The sequence below is a fragment of the Methylorubrum populi genome (genome assembly GCA_036946625.1).
Classification (GTDB): Bacteria; Pseudomonadota; Alphaproteobacteria; order Rhizobiales; family Beijerinckiaceae; genus Methylobacterium; species Methylobacterium populi_C.
This window is the reverse complement of record JAQIIU010000003.1, coordinates 610,105-631,962: the sequence shown is the minus strand read 5'-3', so window position 1 is coordinate 631,962 and position 21,858 is coordinate 610,105. Positions and strand designations below refer to the sequence as shown.

Sequence of the window (21,858 nt, the reverse complement as noted above, 5' to 3'; positions counted from 1 at the left end):
GGCGCCCTCGGGCCGGTTGTCCTACCCCACCCCGACCGGATGCTTGACCACGAACGGCGTGCGCATCGTCACCAGTTCCTCGCCGAGCGTCGGATGCACGGCGATGGTGCGGTCGAAATCGGCCTTGGTCGCACCCATGGTGACGGCGATGCCGACCGCCTGGATGATCTCGCCGGCATCCGGCCCCATCACGTGGACGCCGACCACCCGGTCGCTGGCGCGGTCGACCAAGAGCTTCATCAGCACCCGCTCGTCGCGGCCCGAGAGCGTCGCCTTCATCGGGCGGAAGCTCGCCTTGTAGACGTCGATCGCCTCGTAGCAGCGCCGCGCCACGTCCTCGTTGTGGCCGATCACGCCGATCTCCGGCGTCGAGAACACGGCGGTGGCGATCAGGCGGTGATCGACGCACCAGGGTTTGCCGCCGAACACCGTGTCGGCGAAGGCGTGGCCCTCGCGGATCGCGACGGGGGTCAGCGCCGCGCGGCCGTTCACGTCGCCGATCGCGTAGATCGAGGGCACGCGGGTGCGCGAATCCGCCTCGACGGGGATCGCGCCGCGCACGTCGAGCCCGATGCCGACCTTTTCCAGGCCGAGACCCGCGACGTTCGGGCGCCGGCCGGTGGCCATCAGCACGCAGTCGACGGTGAGGTCTTGGCCGTCGCCCAAGGTCGCGCGGATCGCATCGCCGTCGCGCTCCAGGCGCTCGACGGTACGCTCCAGGCGCAGGTCCATCCGCTGGGCGTAAGCCTCGCCGAGCGCGGTCGCGATCTCCGGGTCGAAGCCGCGCAGCAGGCTCTTGCCCCGGTGCAGCAGCGTCGTCTTCGAGCCGAGGCCGGCGAAGACGCCGGCGAACTCGACGGCGATGTAGCCGCCGCCGACGACGAGGATGCGCTCGGGCCGGCGCTCCAGTTCGAACACGCCGTTCGAGTCGATGGCGAGTTCCGCGCCGGGGATGACCGGCTCGCGCACCGGCGTCGCGCCGGTCGCGATCAGGATGACCCGCGCGCTCACGCGCCGGTCGGCGTCGACGAGGCGCACCGTGTGCGCATCCTCGATCACCGCTCGGTCGGCCACCACCGCGACGCCGGCGCTCGCGAGGTTGCGCCCGTAGATGCCCTCCAGCCGCGCCACCTCGGCGTCGCGGGCGCGCTTCAGGGCGGTCCAGTCGAAGGAGGGCGGCTCCAGGCGCCAGCCGAAGCCGGCGGCGTCCTCGAACGCGTCGGTGAAGCGGCCGGCATAGACCATCAGCTTCTTCGGCACGCAGCCGCGGATCACGCAGGTGCCGCCGACGCGGTCTTCTTCCGCCAGCATCACCCGCGCGCCGTGGCCGGCGGCGATGCGGGCCGCCCGCACCCCGCCCGAACCGCCGCCGATCACGAACAGGTCGACGTCGAAGGACTGGCTCATCTCGGTCTCGCTCATGCGCCCTCGTTCATGCACTCTCGTGCGCGGGCCGGGCGTAGGCCGCCGCCCGCAGCCATGTGATGGCGGCCCCGCAGCCCGCCGTCCACCACCCCTGCCACGCGCCGTGCTCGACGAACATCACCGCCACCGCCGCCCCGAGGAGGCCGAGGGCGGTGGCGAACAGGAGCCGCGGCAGGGCTGCCGCCGCTCTCAGGGCCAGGAACGCGACGAGGGCCGCCAGGACGGCGCCGACGAGGCCGAGTTCGGCCCAGATCTGGAGGAAGCTGTTGTGCGGGTGGCCGACGGCCAGCATCGCCCGCCTCTCCGGCTCCAGCGCGGCCGCCGCCGGCACTTCGGGGAAGCGCGCCGCCATGCCGAAGCCCGAGCCGATCCAGGGCGCTTGGCGTACCGCCGCGCCAAAACTCCGGGCGATGACGACCCGCGCCCGCGACGAGCTCTGGACCAGCCGCTCGTGCGCCGCCTCCGGCATGAAGCGGTGGAGGACATCGCCCTCGACCGGCGCCAGGGCGAAGGCGAGCGCGACGGTGGATGCGGCGAGGCCGAGCGCGACGGGTTTCGGCGCGAACCGCCCCACACCGAACATCAGCCCACCGGCGAGAAGCCCGAGCGCCGCCGCGCCGCTGATCGAGCGCAGGATCGCGAGGGCGGCGACCGCCAGCAGGGCCAGGGCGGCGATTCCCTGCCCGCGCAGGGCGAGGAAGGCGGCGAGCGGCCCGGCCAGCAGCAGCACCGTCAGCAGCGGCCGGTTGAACATGAACAGGGCCGCGCGCTGCCCGAGCCAGACCTGCGGCGCGAGGCCGAGGGCGAGGCTCCCCGCGATGGAGAGGCAGGCGAGCGCGAGCAGACAGGCGGCGAGCGGCAAACCCCACGGCGGCAGCCGGGAGGGGCCGAGCCGGGCGAGGATCGCGGCGGCGGTCAGCGTCGGCAGGAACTCCGTCAGCACCCGGGCCCACAGGCCGGGAAACGGGCTCCAGGCCAGCGAGACGGCGCACCAGCCGAGGAAGGCCAGCGCGGCGAGGCCGAGCGGGCCGCGCAGGGGGGCGAGCAGGTCGACGGTGCGCTCGCCGCGCTCGGCGACGGCACCGGCGAGGAACAGCAGCGCGGCGAGGCCGACGACGAGCGGGCTCGACCGGTTGGCGAGCGCCATCGCCGGGGCGACCAGCGCCAGCGCGAGCGTGCCGGCGGCGTGGAGACGCGCCGCCGCGGCGGGGCCGGCGATCACTGGAGCTGGTGGCCGCGCTTGCCCATCTCGGCGCGGGTGCGGACCATGATGTATTCCGAGACCTCCTGGGTCCAGTCCTGCATGGCGCCGACCATGTCGTCGAGGATCTGCGGCTGGGTCTCGACGTAACGCTTGCCCGCGGACGAGCGGAAGAAGGCGACGATGTCCTTCAGCTCATCCTCGCTGAGGCGCTTGGCGTAGATCCGCGCGGCGATGGTGATCAGCCGCTGCTTCTGCATGTCCATCTCGGGCGCGAGGCTCTTCAGCACCTCGTCGAGATCCTTGGCGAGATCGGGTCGCGTCACCGCGTTCTTGCGGATCTGCTCGGCCATGGTCGGGATGATCGCGTCGAACGAGCGGGCGATGCCGGAACTCAGCATCACCTCGCGCGCCAGCGCGAGGTGGGACGGGCTCGGCTCGGGCTCGGGCGCCGGGGCCTGGGGCGGCGCCGAGCCGGGCTTCGCGGTCGGCTTCGAGGAGGCGGCCGGAGGCTTGGCGCCCGGCTGCTGCGCCAGCGCCGCAGGGGCCAGGGCGGCCTGCGCCAGCAGGGCCGCGAGAACGGGACCGCCCAGGGCGGCGAGACGGGGGAACATGCGGGAGAAGCTCCGGAAGAATGGGAGACCGGGACGAGGAAATCAGAGGTTTCCGAGGACGCTGACCACGGCCGCGCCGCCCGCGTCCTCGGCGAGGATGGCCGCGTCGGCGATACCGAGGAACAGGCCGTGCTCGACCACGCCGGGCACCGCCCAGAGCCGGGCGGACAGCTCCTCCGGATCGGGGATGCGGCCGAGGCGCAGGTCGAGGAGGGCGTGGCCGCCATCGGTGAGGACGGGCCGGCCGGCGCCGTCGACCCGGCGCACGACCTCGCCCGCGCAAGCAGCCCGCGCCACCGCCGCCTCGACGGCGCGGGTCGTCGCGCCGAGGCCGAACAGGTTGACCTCGACCGGCAGCGGGAAGGCGCCCAGCGTCTCGACCCGCTTGCACGCGTCGGCGATCACCACCATGCGGCGGCTCGCCACCGCGACGATCTTTTCGCGCAGCAGGGCGGCGCCCCCGCCCTTGATCAGGCGCAGGCTGCCGTCGACCTCGTCGGCGCCGTCGATGGTGAGATCGAGTTCGGGCAGTTCCTCCAGGGTCGCGAGGCGGATGCCCTCGCGCTCGCAGGCGATGCGGGTCGCCTCCGAGGTCGGCACCCCGACGACGTCGAGCCCGGCGCGCACCCGCTCGCCCAGCAGCACGATGAGGGCCGCCGCGGTGCTGCCCGTGCCGATGCCGAGGCGCATCCCGTCCTCGACCAGGGTGACGGCGCGCGCCGCCGCCGCCCGTTTCAGATCCGGCGCGCTCACGAAACGACCTCGGGAAGCGGGTTCATCGGCTGCATCGGACCGTCGGATCTGGCGGTATCGGGGAGGGCAGGCCCTAGCACGCCTGCCGGCCGCGGCAAAAGCCGGACGCGTGGTGGTTAGGGTTCCGAACGCGGGTTCACGGCTCCGGAATCCAGCCGCGATGCCGATGGTAGTCCGGCCTCGCCCGATCATACCGTTTCCGATCGATCGCTTCGGGTTTGGCCCCCCTCCGTCATCGCGAGCGGCCGCGAAGCGATCCAGGGCGCGACAGGTCCGGAAAGGGCGCGCCCTGGATGGCCACGGCTTCGCCTCGCAAGGACACACAGGCCGAACGCATCGACCGGAGTCGTATCATGGGTTCCGGGTTCGCTTAATCAGCGCCCCGGAATGACGACGGAGGCGCGGACGGGCGGATCGGCACGGCCGGACACCGGACTTGCCGCTCTTCGGCTCAGGGCCGCGTCCCCTGCGGCGGCGTGGCGCTCGGGCCGGCACGGCCGGGGGCCGGGCCGGTCGCGGCCGCGCCCGCCCCGCTCGCGGTGCCGGCCGGAGGCGGGCCGGCCTGCTCGGTGCAGACCACCAGTTCCTGGCGGATCTGGACGTAGCAGGCGCTGGTCTCACCGGTGCGGTAATTGACCCGGTAGATCCCGGATTCGCGGGCATGGCGCGAGGCGATCAGACCGTACTCGCCCGGCGCCTGCGGCCCGGCCCCCTCCCCGGCCGCGAAGCACAGGGTGACGCCGACGCTGTCGTCGCGCAGGCCGTACTGGCACGAGGTGACTTCGCCGGTGGAGCGGTCGATCCGGTAGATCCGGTTCAGGTCGACCGCGGGCGCCGCCACGAACTCGTAGGGGCCGGCGGCGCGGGCGGCCTGCGGCAGGCCGGCGAGCGCGGCGACGGCCGCAAGGGTGGACAGGCGCGCGAGGGACGGGCTCGGGGTGAGGCGCATGGCTGCGGATTTCGTCTTCTTGCGGAACGGAGGGGGCGGGGCGGCGTCGAATCGGCGAGGCGGCGATCAAGCACCCGCTCCGTGGCGGAGCTTGGGCCGGGAAGCAACACCGGCGGCCTGCGCTAACCGCGCGTCAACCGCCAGGGTTGATCGTGCGGGACACGACCGCTAGCCAGCTTGACGATGGAACCAGCCGGGACGCCGATGACCGCCCACAGCCCCCCCCTCGTCGTGTTCGATCTCGACGGCACCCTCGCCGAGACCGCGGGCGACCTGATCGGCACCCTCAACGTCATCCTCGCCCGCGAGGGTCACGCGCCGCTGCCCCCGGAACAGGCCCGCGACCTCTTGGGTGCCGGCGCCCGCGCCCTGATCCAGCGCGGCTTCGCGGTCGCCGGCGCCCCCCTGACGCCGGAGCGGCTGGAGACGCTGTTCCAGGATTTCCTCGCCCATTACGGCGCCCACCTCACCGACAATTCCCATCTCTTCCCCGGGGTGGTCGGCGCCCTCGACCGGCTCGAGGCGGAGGGTTTTCGCCTCGCGGTCTGCACCAACAAGGTCGAGTCCCACGCCGTGGCGCTGCTGGAGGCCCTCGGCATCGCCGGCCGCTTCGCAACGATCGTCGGCAAGGAGACCTTCGCCTTCTCGAAGCCCGACCCGCGCCACATCACCGCGACCGTCGAGCGCGCCGGGGGCGATCCCGCCCGCGCGGTGATGGTGGGTGATTCGAAGGCCGACGTCGCCGCGGCCAGGGCCGCCGGCATCCCGGTCGTCGGCGTCACCTTCGGCTACACCCCGGTGCCGATGCGCGACCTCGGGCCCGATTGGGTCATCGACCACTTCGACGCCCTGCCCGAGGCGGTCGCCGCCCTCGTCGCCCGCGAGGCGGTGAAGCCGGCGGCCTGAGTTCCAGGGCCATCGCTCGAAGCCGCATGAGCGGCTTCGCGGCGCGAAGAGCGCCGCGCGGAGCGGGCTTTTCAGGACGGATGTCCTGAAAAGCATCAAGCGGAGCGAAAGCCTGAGCCCGCGGACGCGGGCGCCGGCGTCTGAGGCTTGCAAAAAACCCAGGGCAATCGCTTGAAGCGATTGCCCTGGCCTGAGCTCTCGCACCGCTTGCGCGAAGCCGCGCGCCGCGCCACTGAGCGTGGAACCCGGGACATCCGGCTTCCGGGCGGCGCGAGAGGCAGACCGGCGACATGAGCGAGACGGACACCTTCGACCTGACGCTGGAGCGCATCGCGCTGATCCGGCGGATGGTGGTGGCCTGGAACGGCGCCGAGTCCGGCGCGCCGATGATCCACCCCGACGCGCCCTACGGCAGCACCGACCGCGACGGCGACATCTTCAACGTCACCGGCGACGACGAGGGCGCGGACGAGGAACACCGGGCGATGGGCGACGCCCTCGCCGCGTTCCTGCGGAACGCGGTGCTCAAGCCCGGCCGCTACCAGTACCACAACCCGCTGGCCAAGCTCGATTCGGCCGACGTCTTCGACGTGTTCCGCGACGCGGCCACCGGCGAGACGCCCGAGCACATCACCTTCGAAGTGACCGACGCGCATCTGCGGCTGCTGCCGCATCTGAGCCTCGAATGGGACGACGAGTACGACGTGCCGAGCGTCGATCCGAAGCGGCCCTACGGCGACATGACGTGGTACACGGTGGAGATGGCGGTCCATCTCGGCGAGCCGCCTGCGAAGGACGCCGACGGCCGTGCCGTGATGTCGGATGCGCAGGAGAGCCGCCTGGAGCGCCTGCACCGCGAGATGCAGCCGGTCATGCAGATCTTTCTGCGCTACGGCGACCTCGGGCCGGGACCGTTCCGGCAGGGCGCGGGCGGCTGGGAAGCGGCATGATCCGCTTCCGCCGCGTCGATGAAGCGGCGGCCCATCGATCGCGGTCGGATGAAATCATTGCGCGGCTTCGGCCGATACGGCCGGTGAATGGTGTCGCCCCCCTGGAACGCCTCGTCCGTCTTGCGTCGCGGTCCTGGATGGCTTCGCCTGACGGCTCGCAAGGACGGTGTGGAACGCCCTCCGCGTCATCGCGAGGCGGAGCCGAAGCCATCCAGCGGCGCGAGGCTCACGGACGAGTCGCCATCGGCGTCCGATCACCGGGCGCCTGCGATCCGGCGAAACCGGACCCCAGGGCCTGAACCGTCGGAAGCCGTCTCATACCGTTTCCGATCGATCGCTTCGGGTTTGGCCCCCCTCCGTCCTCGCGAGCGGCCGCGAAGCGATCCAGGGCGCGACAGGTCCGGACAGGGCGCGCCCTGGATCGCCACGGCTTCGCCTCGCGATGACGCAGGAGAGGCCGAAGTCAGCAACCGGAAGCCGTCTCACCCCTCGCGCTTCTTCCGCTGCGCCAGCGTCCGCAGCCGGAGCGCGTTGAGCTTGATGAAGCCCGCCGCGTCGCGGTGGTCGTAGGCGACGGCGCCCTCCTCGAAGGTGACGAGATCCTGGTCGTAGAGCGAGTGCGGGCTCTCCCGGCCGATGACGTGGACGCCGCCCTTGTAGAGCTTGAGCCGCACGGTGCCGGTCACCTTCTCCTGGCTCCTGTCGATCAGCGCCTGGAGCATCTCCCGCTCCGGCGAGAACCAGAAGCCGTTGTAGATCAGCTCCGCGTATTGCGGCATCAACTGATCCTTGAGATGCGCCGCGCCGCGGTCGAGCGTGATCGATTCGATGGCGCGGTGGGCCGGCAGCAGGATGGTGCCGCCGGGCGTCTCGTACATGCCGCGGCTCTTCATGCCGACGAAGCGGTTCTCGACCAGATCGAGCCGGCCGATGCCGTTGGCCCGTCCCAGTTCGTTCAGCTTCGCCAGCAGGGTCGCGGGCGAGAGGCGTTCGCCGTCGATCGAGACGGCGTCCCCCCGCTCGAAGCCGATGGCGATCACGGTCGGCCGGTCCGGCGCCTCCTCGGGGGAGAGCGTGCGCGAGTAGACGTAATCCGGCACTTCCGTAGCCGGATCCTCCAGCACCTTGCCCTCGGAGGAGGCGTGCAGGAGGTTGGCGTCGACCGAGAACGGGCTCTCGCCGCGCTTGTCCTTGGCGATCGGGATCTGGTTCCGTTCGGCGAACGCGATCAGTTGCTCGCGCGAGCGCAGGTCCCATTCGCGCCAGGGGGCGATCACCGTCACGTCGGGCTTGAGCGCGTAGTAGCCGAGTTCGAACCGGACCTGATCGTTGCCCTTGCCGGTGGCGCCGTGACAGACGGCGTCCGCCCCGACCGCTTCCGCGATCTCGATCTGCTTCCTGGCGATGAGCGGCCGGGCGATCGAGGTGCCGAGCAGATAGACGCCCTCGTAGACGGCGTTGGCGCGGAACATCGGGAACACGTAGTCGCGCACGAATTCCTCGCGCAGATCCTCGATGAAGATGTTCTCCGGCTTGATGCCGAGCAGCTCCGCCTTCCTGCGGGCCGGTTCCAGTTCCTCTCCCTGGCCGAGATCGGCGGTGAACGTCACCACCTCGCAGCCGTAGGTGGTCTGGAGCCACTTCAGGATGATCGAGGTGTCGAGGCCGCCGGAATAGGCCAGCACGACCTTCTTGACGGATTTGTTCGGGGAGGCGTCGGACATGATGGCGGGCTCGGGCAACAGGGTCGAGGCGGATTAACAGCGGAGGCGCGCGGCGCGCAACCGGCGGGGTGGCATGCCCGTTGCCCCGTCTCCGAGCCGTCCTGCTCCGGCGCGCGCCATCGAAGGCGGTAGGGTCACCGGCAGGACGGGCGCGACGACCGGAGAACCGACGAATGCCGCGGCGGCCGACCCTGGAATTCTGGTACGACTTCGCCTCGACCTATTCCTACCTCTCCGCGATGCGGATCGAGGCGCTGGCGGAGGCGGCCGGCGTGTCGTTGCGCTGGCGCCCTTTCCTGCTCGGGCCGATCTTCGCGGCGCAGGGGTGGACCAACTCGCCCTTCACCCTCTACCCGGTCAAGGGCCGCAACATGTGGCGCGATCTCGACCGCGAGGCCGCCCGGCTCGGGCTGCCGCCGGTCACGCGCCCGAACCCGTTCCCGCAGAATTCCCTGAGCGCCGCCCGCGTCGCCGTCTACGGCGCCGATCACGACTGGCTGGTGCCGTTCACCCGGGCGGTGTTCGCCACGAGTTTTTCGAGAGGCGGCTCGATCGCCGAGCCGGCGGCGGTGGGACGCATCCTCGACGGGCTCGGACTCGACGGCACCCAGATCCTGAAGGCGGCCTCGTCCGAGGCCAGCAAGGGCCGCCTCAAGGTCGCCGGCGAGGAGGCGCGCTCCCGCGGCATCTACGGCGCGCCGAGCTTCCTCACCGAGGACGGGGAGCTGTTCTGGGGCAACGACCGCCTGGAACAGGCCCTCGCCTGGGCCGCCGGGGACCGGCCGGAGGGGGTGCGGTAGGGAGCGGAATCCGGCGCTCATCGGGAGGGCTCAAAAAAGGGGTGGGAAGCGGGCTTCCGCGCTGCGGCCGAAACCGGACGTTCAAGCCGGGATCCATCGGTTCGGTTTAAGTGCGCCCAAACTGTACTGGCCTAACCGGCGGCTTAGGGTGGATGAACGAACCCGCTCGCGCGGGATGGGTGGCAGCTTCGAGGTCGGCGGATTGACCCGAACGCCCTGCGCCGATTGAGGGGCGCCCAGCTCGGGCGGACGATCCCGGCTCCCTTCCTTCGAGCGGAGCCATCCCATGACCGTCCTTGCCGTTCCCGCCGCTGCCGGCGGCTCGCTGCGTCAGCGCCTGATCGACGATATGACCCTGCGCCGGTTCTCCCGGGCGACGCAGCGCAACTACATCCGCGACGTCGGGCGGCTGGCTGCCTTCCTGCGGCGATCGCCCGATACCGCGACCGGCGACGACCTGCGCCGCTTCCAGATCGCTCAACAGGAGGTCGGCCTCGGCGTGCCGACGATGAACGCCATCGTCTCCGCCCTGCGCTTCTTCTTCGTCCACACGCTCAACCGCCCCGATCTCGCCCGCAGGCTGGTCCGCCTCAACCAGCCGCGCACCCTGCCCGATGTGCTGAGCGCCGACGAGGTCGGGCGTCTGCTCGATGCCACGGTCTGCCTGAAGCATCTCGCCGCCCTGTCGCTCGCCTACGGCGCGGGCCTGCGCGTGGCCGAGGTCGCCGCACTCAGGATCGGCGATATCGACTCGACCCGCATGATCCTGCGGATCGAACGCGGCAAGGGCGGCCGCGACCGCAATGCCATGCTGTCGGCCGATCTCCTGGACCTGCTGCGGCGCTGGTGGAGCGAGGGCCACCGGCAGGGTGTCCTGCAGCGTCAGGGCTGGCTGTTCCCCGGGCAGGACTGGGCACGGCCGATCAGCACACGCCAGCTTCACCGCGTCGTCGTCGAGACGGCGCGCGCGGCCGGGATCTCCAAGCGCGTCGGTCCCCATACCCTGCGCCACTCCTTCGCCACCCATCTCCTGGAGGACGGCGTCGACATCCGCGTCATCCAGGTCCTGCTCGGGCACAGCCGGCTCGACACCACCGCCCTCTACGCCAAGGGCGCCACCCGGACGGTGCGGGCCGTGACGAGCCCGCTCGACAGGCTCGCCCTGTTCCATAGACAGGGGCCCGCGCCGGGCTGAGACGATGCCCGCCGCGACGGCCGCCACCATCGAGCTGGCCGACGTCTTCCGCGCCGCCGGTCCGGCCTATCGCGCCGAGCAGGCCGGGCATCTGAGCCTGGATACGCTGAAGGTGATGGCGGCGATCGAGCGCTGCCGCACCGCCAGCCTCGGCGGCCACGTCGAGGGCTGCGACGCGTGCGGCCACCTGCGCGTCGCCTACAACTCCTGTCGCAACCGGCATTGCCCCCGGTGCCAGGGCGCGGCCGCCCGCGACTGGCTCGCCGCGCGCGAGGCCGACCTCCTGCCGGTCGGCTACTTCCACGTCGTCTTCACCCTGCCGGCCGAGATCGCCGCCATCGCCTTCCAGAACAAGGCCGCCGTCTACGACCTGCTGTTCCGGGCGGCGAGCACCACCATGATGCGGATCGCCGCCGACCCGAAGCACCTCGGGGCCCGCATCGGCCTCACCACCGTGCTCCACACCTGGGGTTCGGCCATGACCCACCATCCCCATGTCCACATGATCGTCCCCGGCGGCGGCCTCTCCCCGGACGGGACCCGCTGGATCGCCGCGCGCCCCGGCTTCCTCCTGCCGGTGCGGGTGCTGGGCCTGCTGTTCCGCCGCCTGTTCCTCGAAGGGCTCGCCGCCCTCCACGCGGCCGGGGCGCTCGCCTTCTTCGGCCCCCTGGCCCCACTCTCGGATCCCAGGGCCTTCGCCCGTGCGCTCGCCCCGGTGCGCCGGAAGCGCTGGGTGGTCTACGCCAAGCCGCCCTTTGCCGGACCGAAGGCCGTCCTCGCCTATCTGGCGCGCTACACCCACCGCGTCGCCATCTCCAGCCGACGCCTCCTCGCCTTCGATGGGGCGAGCGTCAGCTTCCGCGTCAAGGACTACCGGCGCGACGAAGCCGGACGGGCACGGGTCATGACCCTGTCGGCCGCGGAGTTCATCCGGCGCTTCCTGCTTCACGTCCTGCCGCGCGGCTTCCACCGCATCCGGCACTACGGCTTCCTCACAGGCTCGAACCGGAAGGCGGTTCTAGCGCACATCCGCACCATCCTCGGCGTCCCGGCCCCGCCTCGGCCCACCGCCGACGCACCCGATCCGCCAGACGGCCCCGGCCAAGCCCGGCCGCCTTGCCCCTGCTGCGGCGGTCCCATGACGATCGTCGGAGCCTTTGCGAGGTGGCATCGGCCCCGTGGACCGCCGTTCCGCTCCCCACCGAACCGGGCGTGGACGCCATGACCCGGCATGGCCTGACGTCACCAAAGACCCGCAGAGCTGCGCTCCGGGGCACGCCTTCGCACGGGCCGACCGCCAGGATGAGCCTCACAAACGCGGTCGTCGAACCCCGGTGCGCATCGCCAGGCCCTGGGGGCCCGCCAGTCCGAGACCTCTCAGCCACACAACCGGCGAGGTTTGCCCGCCGTCGCTCCGCCACTGGGGGCGACGCCCGGCCCAAATCCCCATAGGCCCGCCCGCCATCCCGCGGGTTCGTTCATCCACGACTTTCGTACGCCTCACGGCGACCGAAACTCTTCAGGGGAGCGGAAATTGATCGACTGCTCGCGAGCGGACGTTCCGCCTGCGCCCCACCCCAATACCTTCACCTGTGTGATCTCAGCACTGTCGGCTAATTTGCAGATTTGTAATCCACTCATGGTCAGGGTGCAATTCATTCAACCAGATAATCAATTGCTCCTTCTCTTCGGCAGAAAATTTAGGCAAACAAAGTTTGAAATCTATCTGATCTTTATTTCTGCAATGCTTGGCTTTAAACAATATGGCATTCATTGGAGCAAGGTATGGGATGCCCGCTTCGCTCACACGAACAGCATCAGAGCGTGCCATATTTATTGTCCGATCGTGCTTGTAGACCCATAGGTCTGGCGTCCCTTGCTCGATCATCAGGTCCACTCGCCAACAACCTTGCCGCATGTCTCCCCCCCAAAGCTGCCACACATCGCTTGGCAGGTGGGCTGACGGGGGCAAATATTCGATTGCTCCGTCTTTTACGGTAAAAAAATCTAGCTCATGTAAAATGGTGCGAAAATGATCTACATCATTGCGAATAACAACAAACTCTAAGTCTTCGTGCTCACGCGTTTGCTTGTCATGCCAAACGTCCAGAGCCCATCCGCCTGCGACGTACCATGGGAGGATTGCTTCTCGGAGACGCTGACCGAGTTCGTGGGGGGACCATGCATCCCAAGCGTCCTCGTCGAGAGGGCTCATCGAAATATCCGTATGGAGTACTTGTAAAGAACGAAAGCTGATAAAAGCTGTAGCCCCCTTGATGGAACGTCTGTTTCATCAAGGCAGCATCAATCAGGCGGACCGGCAAAACCCACCCGTTCCAGTCATGGTTCAGCGGCCGCCAAGCGGCCGAAAAGCGGACCTTCCGAGGGCCGGCAAGGGGTCGTGAGCGGTCCAACCTGAAGAGTTTCGGTCGCCGTGAGGCGTACGAAAGTCGTGGATGAACGAACCCGCGGGATGGCGGGCGGGCCTATGGGGATTTGGGCCGGGCGTCGCCCCCAGTGGCGGAGCGACGGCGGGCAAACCTCGCCGGTTGTGTGGCTGAGAGGTCTCGGACTGGCGGGCCCCCAGGGCCTGGCGATGCGCACCGGGGTTCGACGACCGCGTTTGTGAGGCTCATCCTGGCGGTCGGCCCGTGCGAAGGCGTGCCCCGGAGCGCAGCTCTGCGGGTCTTTGGTGACGTCAGGCCATGCCGGGTCATGGCGTCCACGCCCGGTTCGGTGGGGAGCGGAACGGCGGTCCACGGGGCCGATGCCACCTCGCAAAGGCTCCGACGATCGTCATGGGACCGCCGCAGCAGGGGCAAGGCGGCCGGGCTTGGCCGGGGCCGTCTGGCGGATCGGGTGCGTCGGCGGTGGGCCGAGGCGGGGCCGGGACGCCGAGGATGGTGCGGATGTGCGCTAGAACCGCCTTCCGGTTCGAGCCTGTGAGGAAGCCGTAGTGCCGGATGCGGTGGAAGCCGCGCGGCAGGACGTGAAGCAGGAAGCGCCGGATGAACTCCGCGGCCGACAGGGTCATGACCCGTGCCCGTCCGGCTTCGTCGCGCCGGTAGTCCTTGACGCGGAAGCTGACGCTCGCCCCATCGAAGGCGAGGAGGCGTCGGCTGGAGATGGCGACGCGGTGGGTGTAGCGCGCCAGATAGGCGAGGACGGCCTTCGGTCCGGCAAAGGGCGGCTTGGCGTAGACCACCCAGCGCTTCCGGCGCACCGGGGCGAGCGCACGGGCGAAGGCCCTGGGATCCGAGAGTGGGGCCAGGGGGCCGAAGAAGGCGAGCGCCCCGGCCGCGTGGAGGGCGGCGAGCCCTTCGAGGAACAGGCGGCGGAACAGCAGGCCCAGCACCCGCACCGGCAGGAGGAAGCCGGGGCGCGCGGCGATCCAGCGGGTCCCGTCCGGGGAGAGGCCGCCGCCGGGGACGATCATGTGGACATGGGGATGGTGGGTCATGGCCGAACCCCAGGTGTGGAGCACGGTGGTGAGGCCGATGCGGGCCCCGAGGTGCTTCGGGTCGGCGGCGATCCGCATCATGGTGGTGCTCGCCGCCCGGAACAGCAGGTCGTAGACGGCGGCCTTGTTCTGGAAGGCGATGGCGGCGATCTCGGCCGGCAGGGTGAAGACGACGTGGAAGTAGCCGACCGGCAGGAGGTCGGCCTCGCGCGCGGCGAGCCAGTCGCGGGCGGCCGCGCCCTGGCACCGGGGGCAATGCCGGTTGCGACAGGAGTTGTAGGCGACGCGCAGGTGGCCGCACGCGTCGCAGCCCTCGACGTGGCCGCCGAGGCTGGCGGTGCGGCAGCGCTCGATCGCCGCCATCACCTTCAGCGTATCCAGGCTCAGATGCCCGGCCTGCTCGGCGCGATAGGCCGGACCGGCGGCGCGGAAGACGTCGGCCAGCTCGATGGTGGCGGCCGTCGCGGCGGGCATCGTCTCAGCCCGGCGCGGGCCCCTGTCTATGGAACAGGGCGAGCCTGTCGAGCGGGCTCGTCACGGCCCGCACCGTCCGGGTGGCGCCCTTGGCGTAGAGGGCGGTGGTGTCGAGCCGGCTGTGCCCGAGCAGGACCTGGATGACGCGGATGTCGACGCCGTCCTCCAGGAGATGGGTGGCGAAGGAGTGGCGCAGGGTATGGGGACCGACGCGCTTGGAGATCCCGGCCGCGCGCGCCGTCTCGACGACGACGCGGTGAAGCTGGCGTGTGCTGATCGGCCGTGCCCAGTCCTGCCCGGGGAACAGCCAGCCCTGACGCTGCAGGACACCCTGCCGGTGGCCCTCGCTCCACCAGCGCCGCAGCAGGTCCAGGAGATCGGCCGACAGCATGGCATTGCGGTCGCGGCCGCCCTTGCCGCGTTCGATCCGCAGGATCATGCGGGTCGAGTCGATATCGCCGATCCTGAGTGCGGCGACCTCGGCCACGCGCAGGCCCGCGCCGTAGGCGAGCGACAGGGCGGCGAGATGCTTCAGGCAGACCGTGGCATCGAGCAGACGCCCGACCTCGTCGGCGCTCAGCACATCGGGCAGGGTGCGCGGCTGGTTGAGGCGGACCAGCCTGCGGGCGAGATCGGGGCGGTTGAGCGTGTGGACGAAGAAGAAGCGCAGGGCGGAGACGATGGCGTTCATCGTCGGCACGCCGAGGCCGACCTCCTGTTGAGCGATCTGGAAGCGGCGCAGGTCGTCGCCGGTCGCGGTATCGGGCGATCGCCGCAGGAAGGCAGCCAGCCGCCCGACGTCGCGGATGTAGTTGCGCTGCGTCGCCCGGGAGAACCGGCGCAGGGTCATATCGTCGATCAGGCGCTGACGCAGCGAGCCGCCGGCAGCGGCGGGAACGGCAAGGACGGTCATGGGATGGCTCCGCTCGAAGGAAGGGAGCCGGGATCGTCCGCCCGAGCTGGGCGCCCCTCAATCGGCGCAGGGCGTTCGGGTCAATCCGCCGACCTCGAAGCTGCCACCCATCCCGCGCGAGCGGGTTCGTTCATCCACCCCGAGCCGAAGTTCCCGGACGGCCGAGGAGTGACCGCTTTCGGGGAGCGCTGTTGGCTGGCGAAACGGCGGGCTTGGGTCGGAAGCAGCCGCTCACGCGGTCGAGCTGATTGGGTTTTGACCCTAGGCTGCACCGCGATTCGATCGGGCGGCCTCCGGTCCGCCGGCCCGGATGCGGCGTGCCTGCCCCCGGGCCGGGCCCGGAACGGCCCCTCGCAGGAGCCGTGCATGATGGATTGGTCCCGCATTCGTTTCCTCCCGCGCCGGCCGGTGCCGCGCGGGCTTTTCGCGGGGCTGTTCGCCTTGCTGGCGATGCCGGCGCACGCCGCCGAACCGGTGTTTCCGCCCGCCGGCGCCCTCGGCCTCGTGCCGCCGCCCGGCATGACCCCGGCCAAGGGCTTCGCCGGTTTCGAGCATCGCGCCGGCGCCTCGATCGTCCTCGTGGAGAGGCCGCCGGAGGCCTGGGACCAGATCGCCGGACGCTTCACCGCCGAGGCCCTGGCTCCGACCGGCTTCAAGGTGAAGGGCGGCAGCGAGGCGCTGGCGGTGGCCGGCGGCAAGGGCTTCGTCCTGCGCGGGACGCAGAACGCCAACGGGCTGGCCTACACCAAGTGGGTCGCGGTGGTGCGCGGTGCCCCCGGCACCGGCCTCGTCACCGTGCAGGTGCCGGAGATGGCGGCCAAGCAGGTGCCGGCGGCGGTCGAGACGGCGCTCCGCTCGATCGCCCTCTCAGCGCGCCGCCGAGCGCTCCACCCGGCGGACGCTGCCGAGGATCGCCCGGGCGGCTTCGTGGCGCACCGCGCCGGTCTCGCAGGTCTTGCAGATCGCCCCGAGATAGCGGCCGTCGATCACCGTCTCGGCGAACAGGCCCGACTTGAACCGCGGTGCCGCCTCGGTCTCGACCGCGATCCAGTCGCGCGCGCCGAACCGCTCGGTCCGGAGCGGGCGGCGGATCGAGGCGCCGGGGCTCGTGCTCTTCAGCACCGCGCGCAGGCGGAAGTAGCGGGAGAGCGGCGCGGCGTGGAGCCCGGCGAGGCGGGCCGCGTCGTCCTCGCCCTCGACCGCCTTCGTGCGCAGGCGCAGGGTGCAGGCTTCCTGGGTGCGGGCGCAGGCCGGGGTCTCGCACACGACCCGCACCACGCGCCGGCCGGTGGCGTCGCCGGGATCCGCGTCGGCCTCCTCCAGCACCCAGCCCGCCGGCAGGTCGAGCACGAAGCCCTGGTCGAGGCGCAGCGTGATCGGGCCCGCAGGGGCGTCGGTCTCGTCCGGCGCCACGACCGCGGAGTCCTCGGTCGTCTCCGGCGCCTCCTCGGCCCGCGCCGGGGCGATCGCGAGCAGAGCAAGGAACAGGCAGGACGGGAGAAGGGCCGCGCGGCCGCGGCGGAGGGCGTCGGTCATCGGGCGCGGGTCTCCTTCGGGAGGTGGCGTTCGGCGAGGGCCTCGAAGCGGGCGCGCGCCTCCGGCTCGAAGATCCGCAGCGGCACGGGCAGCACGTCGTTCCAGCGCATCGGCAGGATCACCAGATCGCCGACCCGCTCGCACCCGCGGAACAGCGGCCAGCCGAGGCGGGCATGGGCGCCGTCCTGCGCCGTGACGATGCCGGTCTCGTCGATCGCGATCGCGGCCTCGCCCGGGGGCGCCTCGGCCTCGAGTTGCTTGGCGAGATCCCCCGCGAACCAGCGGCGCGCGTAGGGGTGGGCCGCGAAGAACAGGGCGATCACCGCCGCGGTGAAGGCGGCGGGCTTCCAAGCATCGCCGGCGACCATCTCGGCGAAGAGCGGCAGCGCGTCGGCCAGCGGCACCCGGTAGGGATCGACCGCCCAGAGCATCGCCAGCAGGGCGGGGTAGAGCAGGGTCAGGCCGACGAGCCACGCGGCGGCACCGGTGAGCCGGGCGCGCCGCGCGCACGGATTTTCCAGAGCGCGCAGGATGATCGGCACCCGCTCCTCCGCCGTCAGGCGCATCGTGGCGCGCACCGCTCCGGGCGCGGTCTCCGGTTCGGCCGGCGGCGGGGCGGGGGCGGGCCGGTCGGCGCAGGCTTGCGTCCAGCGCCGGACGCCCGCGGCGGCCTCCGCGCCCAGATGCGACTTGGGCAGGACGATCGGGACGTCCCCGATCCCGACCGGGATGAAGAGATGGTGCCGGTCCTCCCCGAGACCGCCGATGCGCGGCCAGGGCACGAAGCTGACGAGATCCGGCGCGGTCTGGGTCAGCCCGGCCCCGTCGAGCCGGTAGCGCACCGGGACCGGCCCCTCCCGTCCGGGCGGCCCCATCAGGGCCCGCACCCGGCGGCGGGCGAACCGAGGGTGGAGCGCGTAGGTGGCGAGCAGGGTGAGCGCGATCAGCGCGAGACAGGCGGCGAGCGGCAGCAGGTCGAAGCCCGGCAGGTCGCGCCAGAGCGCCGACAGGCTGCGCCGGCCGCCCGCCGTCGCCCAGGCCGAGACCGCACCGAGCAGGGCCAGGAACCACAGCACCGGCAGGCCGAGCGTGAGGATGCGCCGCCTCTGCGCTGCGAGCGGCGCCCTCTGCGCGTAGAGGTTGCCCGTGACCCGGTGCGCGTCGGTCAGCGGAGCCTCGAAGGTCAGCGGCGCGTCCGGAACGGGTGGGCGGCCGGAGATGGCGGGGACGACGGGCAGGAAGAGTCTCCCGGATTTCAGGGTTCGAGGATGTCATACGACATCCGGTTGATGAGTTCGGCCTGTCCTGCGTCCTTGCGAGGCTCGGCGCAAGCCATCCAGGGCGCGCCCTTTCCGGACCTGTCGCGCCCTGGATCGCTTCGCGGCCGCTCGCGATGACGGAGGGGGGCGAAACCCGAAGCGATCAATCGGAAACGATATCAGGCCGAGGATGTCGGGGCCGCTCAGCCGTCGCGGGCGGCGGCCGGGACGGCGGCGATGCCGGCGCCCGCGGCCCAGGCGTTGAGATCCTGCTTGCGGATCGCCGCCGCCATCATGTCGGGGAACAGGTCCGGCGTGCAGGCGAAGGCGGGCACGCCGAGCGCGGCGAGCCGCGCGGCCAGCCCCCGGTCGTAGGCCGGCGCGCCCTCGTCGGAGAGGGCCAGCAGCGCCACCACCTGCACGCCAGCAGCAACGAGGCGCTGCGCCTGGGCGAGCAGGCCGGCCTCGACCCCGCCCTCGTAGAGGTCGGAGATCAAGACCAGCACCGTGTCCTCGGGCCGGGTGATGCGCGAGGCGCAGTAGCCCACCGCCCGGTTGATGTCGGTGCCGCCGCCGAGCCGGACCGAGAACAGCACCTCGACCGGATCGTCCATCGCGTCGGAGAGATCGACCACCTCGGTGTCGAACACCACGAGCCGGGTCGAGACGGCGGGCAGCGAGGCCATCACCGCCCCGAAGATGCTCGAATACACCACGGAATTGGCCATCGAGCCCGACTGGTCGATGCACAGGATCACGTCTTTCAGCGATCCGCGGCTTTTGCGCCCGTGGCCGAGGCGCGTCTCGGGGATGACGGTGCGGTACTCCGCCTGATAGTGGCGCAGGTTCGCCCGGATGGTGCGGTTCCAGTCGATCTCGGCGTGGCGCGGGCGGCGGTTGACGCTGGCGCGGTCGATCGCCCCGGTCACCGCCTGCCGCAGCGGCTCCTCCAGCCGTTTCATCAGCGCGTCCACCACCTTGCGCACCACGAGGCGCGCCGTCTCCTTGGTGCGCCCGCCGAGCAGGCCGCGCATCGAGATCAGGGTCGAGACGAGGGAGACGTCGGGCTGGACCGCCTCCAGCATCTCCGGCTCGGTCAGCATCCGCTTGAGGTCGAGCCGCTCGAAGGCGTCGCGCTGCATCACCTGCACCACGGAGGCCGGAAAGTAGTCGCGGATGTCGCCGAGCCAGCGCGGCACGGAAGGGGCGGAGGCGCCGAGGCCCCCCTTGCGGTCGGAATCGTAGAGGGCGCCCAGCGCCCGGTCGATGCGCTGGTCGCGCTCGGTCAGGGTGCAGCCGGTGCCTTCCGCGGCCCCGCCGCCGAGCACGAGGCGCCAGCGGCGCAGACGCTCCGTCTCGTTCGCAGGCTGGCTCATGCGGCGTCTCCGGTGGTTTCGTCCGCGGTCCTGGGCTCGGGGCCGAGCAGCAGGCGCAGGACCGGCAGCACCTTGGCCGCGCGCGCCGCATCGAAGCCCCGAGGCCCCTCCGCCGCGCCGGGGGCGGCCCCGCCCGGCCGGGCCAGCGCCTCGCCGACCGCCCGGCGCTCGGCGGGCGCCAGCGTCGCGAAGGTGCGGCGCACCAGCGGCAGCAATTCCGTGAACAGAGCCTCGTCGAGGCCGCAGAGCCATTCGTCGACCACGGCGAGCAGGTCCCGCCCGTGGATCAGCACCGTGCAGCTGTCCTCCAGGAACCCCTCGATCCAGGCGGCGGCCGGGACCGCGCCCGTGGCCCGCGACAGGGCGAGACGCAGGCGCTCGCCGGCCTCCCCCGCCGCGATGGCGCGCTCGTCGAACAGCAGGCGCACGGCGCGGCCGACGACGCGGCCGTGGACGTGCTCCTGATCGGCCAGCGCCCGCAGGGCTTCCTGCCAGACCGCCTTCAGCTCGGGCTCCTCGATCAGCGCGACCGCGCCCGAGACGGCGACGATGCGCGCCTTGGCCGCCGCCGCCGCGTCGTCGTCGAGGCTCTGGCAGGCGGCGACCAGCCCGGCGGCGGCCCGCGGCACGAGGCCCCGCACCACCGCGAGCACCGGTTCGGTGTCGGAGGAGCGCACGGAGCCGTAGCGGGCGAGTTCGGCGAGCGGGGGCAGCGCCTCCATCAGGTCGAACACGTCGGCCGAGACTGCGGCGCGGTCGTTGAGCGCGCGGATCACCTCGGCCGTGGCGTCGGCGAGGTCGGCGTCGAGCAGCGTGCCGATCAGGCCGGAGAGTTCGGCGACGCGGGTCGCCTCCCGCGCGCGGCTCCGCACCCGGCCGGCGGCGGCCTCGGCGATCGTGCCGCCCTCGGCGGAGGCCGCCACCAGCTCCACCACCCATTCCGGCTGCCAGGAGAGGAACCAGCCCTCCTTGAAGGTGCCGCGCCCGCGCGCCTCGCGCCGGGTGCCCCAGGGGATGCCGATCAGGCTCAGCCGGTTGAGGAAGTGGCTGCGGGCGAGGTCGGTCTCCTTGCGCAGGTCGAGGGTGAGTTCGCCCGCGGCCGCCACGGGCTTCAGGCGCAGGCGCTTGCACTGCGCCGCGAAATCCGCCTCGACCGGGGTGCCGGGGCTGTCCGGCGGGGTGGCGCCGAGGCGCTCGCCGATGACGAGCTTGCGCCGGATCAGCCCCATCGGCGCCGGGTCGGCGAAGCAGAGCGTGGCCTGAGCCGCCTCGTCGAGGTCGTCGAGGGAGGGCCGGGACCGGCCGCGGAAGCCGGCCAGCGCCTCGGCGAGCCGGGCCGCCTCGATCACCGAGGCGGGCGAGGCGTCGAGATCGTTTTCGCGCAGCAGGGCGGCGGCGCGGGCGAGCCAGCGGGCGGCGACCCGCCCCTCGTGGTGCCACAGGGTGTCGTACCATTCGGGCGAGAGCACCCCGGCGCGGTAGCCGGAGGCGAAGGCCAGCCGCTCGTAGGACCACGGCGCCCAGGCGGCGGCGACCTTGGTCTTGGGCAGGTTTTTGAGAGTCGCGGCGTCGGCGCTTGCCTGGCCCTTGGCATCGTGGCGGGCGAGTGCCGGCACGTGCCACGCGCCGCAGACCACGGCGATCCGCTCGAACCCCTCCTTGGCCGCCCGCCGAATCGCCGAGCGCATATGCGCTTCACGAGTCTCCTCGCGGAAAACCTCGTCGGTGTCGGGCTCGGCGCCCTCGCGCAGGGCCGCCATCGCCTCGCCGATCGCGTCGAACACGTCGCCGTCCGCGCCCGCCCGGCTCTCGACCAGCGCGTCCCACCAGCGCTCGCCGTCCGGGTAGCCGGCGAGTGCCGCGAGTTCGCCGAGCGGGTCGCGCCGGATCGCGGCCGGTGCCGGGGCGAGCCCGGCCTCGGACGAAGCCTCGGCGACCGGCTCCGCATCGATCGGCGCGGCCTCGCCCTCGGGGGGCGCGTCCGGCACGCCGAAGCCGTCGGCGAGCTGGATCGCGTGCGGCAGGTCGATGAAGCGCGAGGTGGCGCCCGCCGCGATTCCGTGGCGCATCGCCACCCATTCCGGCGAGAACGCCGCGAAGGGGAAGAAGGCGCAGGTCCGCGGCCGGTCGGGCCGGTAGACGAGGAGCGCGACGGGGGGCGCCATGCCCTCCTGCGCCGCGAGCGGGATCAGCGCGTCGGCATCCGGCGGCCCCTCGATCAGCAGGCAGTCGGGGTTGAACCCGTCGAGCGCCGCCTTGAGCGAGCGGGCCGAGCCGGGGCCGTGGTGGCGGATGCCGAAGAGGCGGATATCGGGCATCGCGA

18 protein-coding genes are annotated in these 21,858 nt (G+C 71.8%); 5 read left to right on the top strand and 13 right to left on the bottom strand.

Annotated features, from left to right (window positions below):
* Positions 1–21: 21 nt before the first annotated feature.
* From gorA to PGN25_14310, 5 genes are all read right to left on the bottom strand, one after another.
* Complete coding sequence (gene gorA, locus PGN25_14330; protein ID MEH3118726.1) at positions 22–1,422, bottom strand: glutathione-disulfide reductase; 1,401 nt, start codon at positions 1,420–1,422, stop codon at positions 22–24.
* A gap of 10 nt (positions 1,423–1,432) precedes the next feature.
* On the bottom strand, positions 1,433–2,572 hold the full coding sequence (locus PGN25_14325; protein ID MEH3118725.1) for an O-antigen ligase family protein: 1,140 nt from the start codon (positions 2,570–2,572) through the stop codon (positions 1,433–1,435).
* 71 nt (positions 2,573–2,643) lie between these two features.
* On the bottom strand, positions 2,644–3,240 hold the full coding sequence (locus tag PGN25_14320) for a DUF2059 domain-containing protein (protein ID MEH3118724.1): 597 nt from the start codon (positions 3,238–3,240) through the stop codon (positions 2,644–2,646).
* 42 nt (positions 3,241–3,282) lie between these two features.
* Entirely contained in the window at positions 3,283–3,993 is a 711-nt protein-coding gene (gene rpiA / locus PGN25_14315; GenBank protein MEH3118723.1) for a ribose-5-phosphate isomerase RpiA, read from the bottom strand.
* 451 nt (positions 3,994–4,444) lie between these two features.
* On the bottom strand, positions 4,445–4,942 hold the full coding sequence (locus tag PGN25_14310) for a hypothetical protein (GenBank protein MEH3118722.1): 498 nt from the start codon (positions 4,940–4,942) through the stop codon (positions 4,445–4,447).
* 204 nt (positions 4,943–5,146) lie between these two features.
* Between PGN25_14310 and gph the strand changes: the two genes are divergently transcribed.
* Positions 5,147–5,848, top strand: coding sequence for a phosphoglycolate phosphatase (gph, locus tag PGN25_14305; protein MEH3118721.1), 702 nt, complete (start codon positions 5,147–5,149; stop codon positions 5,846–5,848).
* A 290-nt stretch (positions 5,849–6,138) separates the two neighbouring features.
* A complete protein-coding gene (locus tag PGN25_14300; GenBank protein MEH3118720.1) occupies positions 6,139–6,798 on the top strand; it encodes a hypothetical protein in 660 nt (219 codons plus the stop codon).
* A gap of 482 nt (positions 6,799–7,280) precedes the next feature.
* Here PGN25_14300 and PGN25_14295 read toward each other — a convergent pair whose 3' ends face one another.
* A complete protein-coding gene (locus PGN25_14295; protein ID MEH3118719.1) occupies positions 7,281–8,522 on the bottom strand; it encodes an argininosuccinate synthase in 1,242 nt (413 codons plus the stop codon).
* Between the two features lie 173 nt (positions 8,523–8,695).
* Between PGN25_14295 and PGN25_14290 the strand changes: the two genes are divergently transcribed.
* The 3 genes from PGN25_14290 to PGN25_14280 all read left to right on the top strand — a co-directional run bounded on the left by PGN25_14290 (position 8,696) and on the right by PGN25_14280 (position 11,742).
* Positions 8,696–9,322: a 2-hydroxychromene-2-carboxylate isomerase gene (locus tag PGN25_14290; protein ID MEH3118718.1), complete on the top strand. Its 627-nt coding sequence runs from the start codon at positions 8,696–8,698 to the stop codon at positions 9,320–9,322.
* A gap of 286 nt (positions 9,323–9,608) precedes the next feature.
* Positions 9,609–10,517, top strand: coding sequence for a tyrosine-type recombinase/integrase (locus PGN25_14285; GenBank protein ID MEH3118717.1), 909 nt, complete (start codon positions 9,609–9,611; stop codon positions 10,515–10,517).
* 4 nt (positions 10,518–10,521) lie between these two features.
* Positions 10,522–11,742: an IS91 family transposase gene (locus tag PGN25_14280; GenBank protein MEH3118716.1), complete on the top strand. Its 1,221-nt coding sequence runs from the start codon at positions 10,522–10,524 to the stop codon at positions 11,740–11,742.
* Between the two features lie 375 nt (positions 11,743–12,117).
* Here the strand turns inward: PGN25_14280 and PGN25_14275 are convergent, their stop codons facing one another.
* The 7 genes from PGN25_14275 to PGN25_14245 form a co-directional block, all read right to left on the bottom strand.
* The gene (locus tag PGN25_14275; GenBank protein MEH3118715.1) at positions 12,118–12,732 is read right to left on the bottom strand and encodes an amino acid transporter; all 615 of its coding nucleotides are present in this window, start codon (positions 12,730–12,732) and stop codon (positions 12,118–12,120) included.
* A 498-nt stretch (positions 12,733–13,230) separates the two neighbouring features.
* Positions 13,231–14,451, bottom strand: coding sequence for an IS91 family transposase (locus tag PGN25_14270; protein ID MEH3118714.1), 1,221 nt, complete (start codon positions 14,449–14,451; stop codon positions 13,231–13,233).
* A gap of 4 nt (positions 14,452–14,455) precedes the next feature.
* A complete protein-coding gene (locus tag PGN25_14265; GenBank protein MEH3118713.1) occupies positions 14,456–15,364 on the bottom strand; it encodes a tyrosine-type recombinase/integrase in 909 nt (302 codons plus the stop codon).
* An 867-nt stretch (positions 15,365–16,231) separates the two neighbouring features.
* On the bottom strand, positions 16,232–16,900 hold the full coding sequence (locus tag PGN25_14260; protein MEH3118712.1) for a hypothetical protein: 669 nt from the start codon (positions 16,898–16,900) through the stop codon (positions 16,232–16,234).
* Complete coding sequence (locus PGN25_14255; protein ID MEH3118711.1) at positions 16,897–17,976, bottom strand: YcxB family protein; 1,080 nt, start codon at positions 17,974–17,976, stop codon at positions 16,897–16,899. Before PGN25_14255 ends, PGN25_14260 begins: the two co-directional genes overlap by 4 nt.
* 386 nt (positions 17,977–18,362) lie before the next feature.
* A complete protein-coding gene (locus tag PGN25_14250; protein MEH3118710.1) occupies positions 18,363–19,535 on the bottom strand; it encodes a VWA domain-containing protein in 1,173 nt (390 codons plus the stop codon).
* Positions 19,532–21,853 carry a DUF5682 family protein gene (locus PGN25_14245; GenBank protein MEH3118709.1) on the bottom strand — a complete coding sequence of 774 codons (2,322 nt, stop codon included), beginning with the start codon at positions 21,851–21,853 and terminating at the stop codon, positions 19,532–19,534. The genes PGN25_14250 and PGN25_14245 overlap by 4 nt, the downstream gene beginning before the upstream one ends.
* Positions 21,854–21,858: the final 5 nt, after the last annotated feature.

Excerpts from the sequence above, each read along its gene's own strand:
- gorA (MEH3118726.1), bottom strand. The coding sequence starts at position 1,422 with ATGAGCGAGACCGAGATGAGCCAGTCCTTCGACGTCGACCTGTTCGTG.
- PGN25_14325 (MEH3118725.1), bottom strand. The coding sequence starts at position 2,572 with ATGGCGCTCGCCAACCGGTCGAGCCCGCTCGTCGTCGGCCTCGCCGCG.
- PGN25_14320 (MEH3118724.1), bottom strand. The coding sequence starts at position 3,240 with ATGTTCCCCCGTCTCGCCGCCCTGGGCGGTCCCGTTCTCGCGGCCCTG.
- PGN25_14310 (MEH3118722.1), bottom strand. The coding sequence starts at position 4,942 with ATGCGCCTCACCCCGAGCCCGTCCCTCGCGCGCCTGTCCACCCTTGCG.
- gph (MEH3118721.1), top strand. The coding sequence starts at position 5,147 with ATGACCGCCCACAGCCCCCCCCTCGTCGTGTTCGATCTCGACGGCACC.
- PGN25_14300 (MEH3118720.1), top strand. The coding sequence starts at position 6,139 with ATGAGCGAGACGGACACCTTCGACCTGACGCTGGAGCGCATCGCGCTG.
- PGN25_14295 (MEH3118719.1), bottom strand. The coding sequence starts at position 8,522 with ATGTCCGACGCCTCCCCGAACAAATCCGTCAAGAAGGTCGTGCTGGCC.
- PGN25_14290 (MEH3118718.1), top strand. The coding sequence starts at position 8,696 with ATGCCGCGGCGGCCGACCCTGGAATTCTGGTACGACTTCGCCTCGACC.
- PGN25_14285 (MEH3118717.1), top strand. The coding sequence starts at position 9,609 with ATGACCGTCCTTGCCGTTCCCGCCGCTGCCGGCGGCTCGCTGCGTCAG.
- PGN25_14280 (MEH3118716.1), top strand. The coding sequence starts at position 10,522 with ATGCCCGCCGCGACGGCCGCCACCATCGAGCTGGCCGACGTCTTCCGC.
- PGN25_14275 (MEH3118715.1), bottom strand. The coding sequence starts at position 12,732 with ATGAGCCCTCTCGACGAGGACGCTTGGGATGCATGGTCCCCCCACGAA.
- PGN25_14270 (MEH3118714.1), bottom strand. The coding sequence starts at position 14,451 with ATGCCCGCCGCGACGGCCGCCACCATCGAGCTGGCCGACGTCTTCCGC.
- PGN25_14265 (MEH3118713.1), bottom strand. The coding sequence starts at position 15,364 with ATGACCGTCCTTGCCGTTCCCGCCGCTGCCGGCGGCTCGCTGCGTCAG.
- PGN25_14260 (MEH3118712.1), bottom strand. The coding sequence starts at position 16,900 with ATGACCGACGCCCTCCGCCGCGGCCGCGCGGCCCTTCTCCCGTCCTGC.
- PGN25_14250 (MEH3118710.1), bottom strand. The coding sequence starts at position 19,535 with ATGAGCCAGCCTGCGAACGAGACGGAGCGTCTGCGCCGCTGGCGCCTC.
- PGN25_14245 (MEH3118709.1), bottom strand. The coding sequence starts at position 21,853 with ATGCCCGATATCCGCCTCTTCGGCATCCGCCACCACGGCCCCGGCTCG.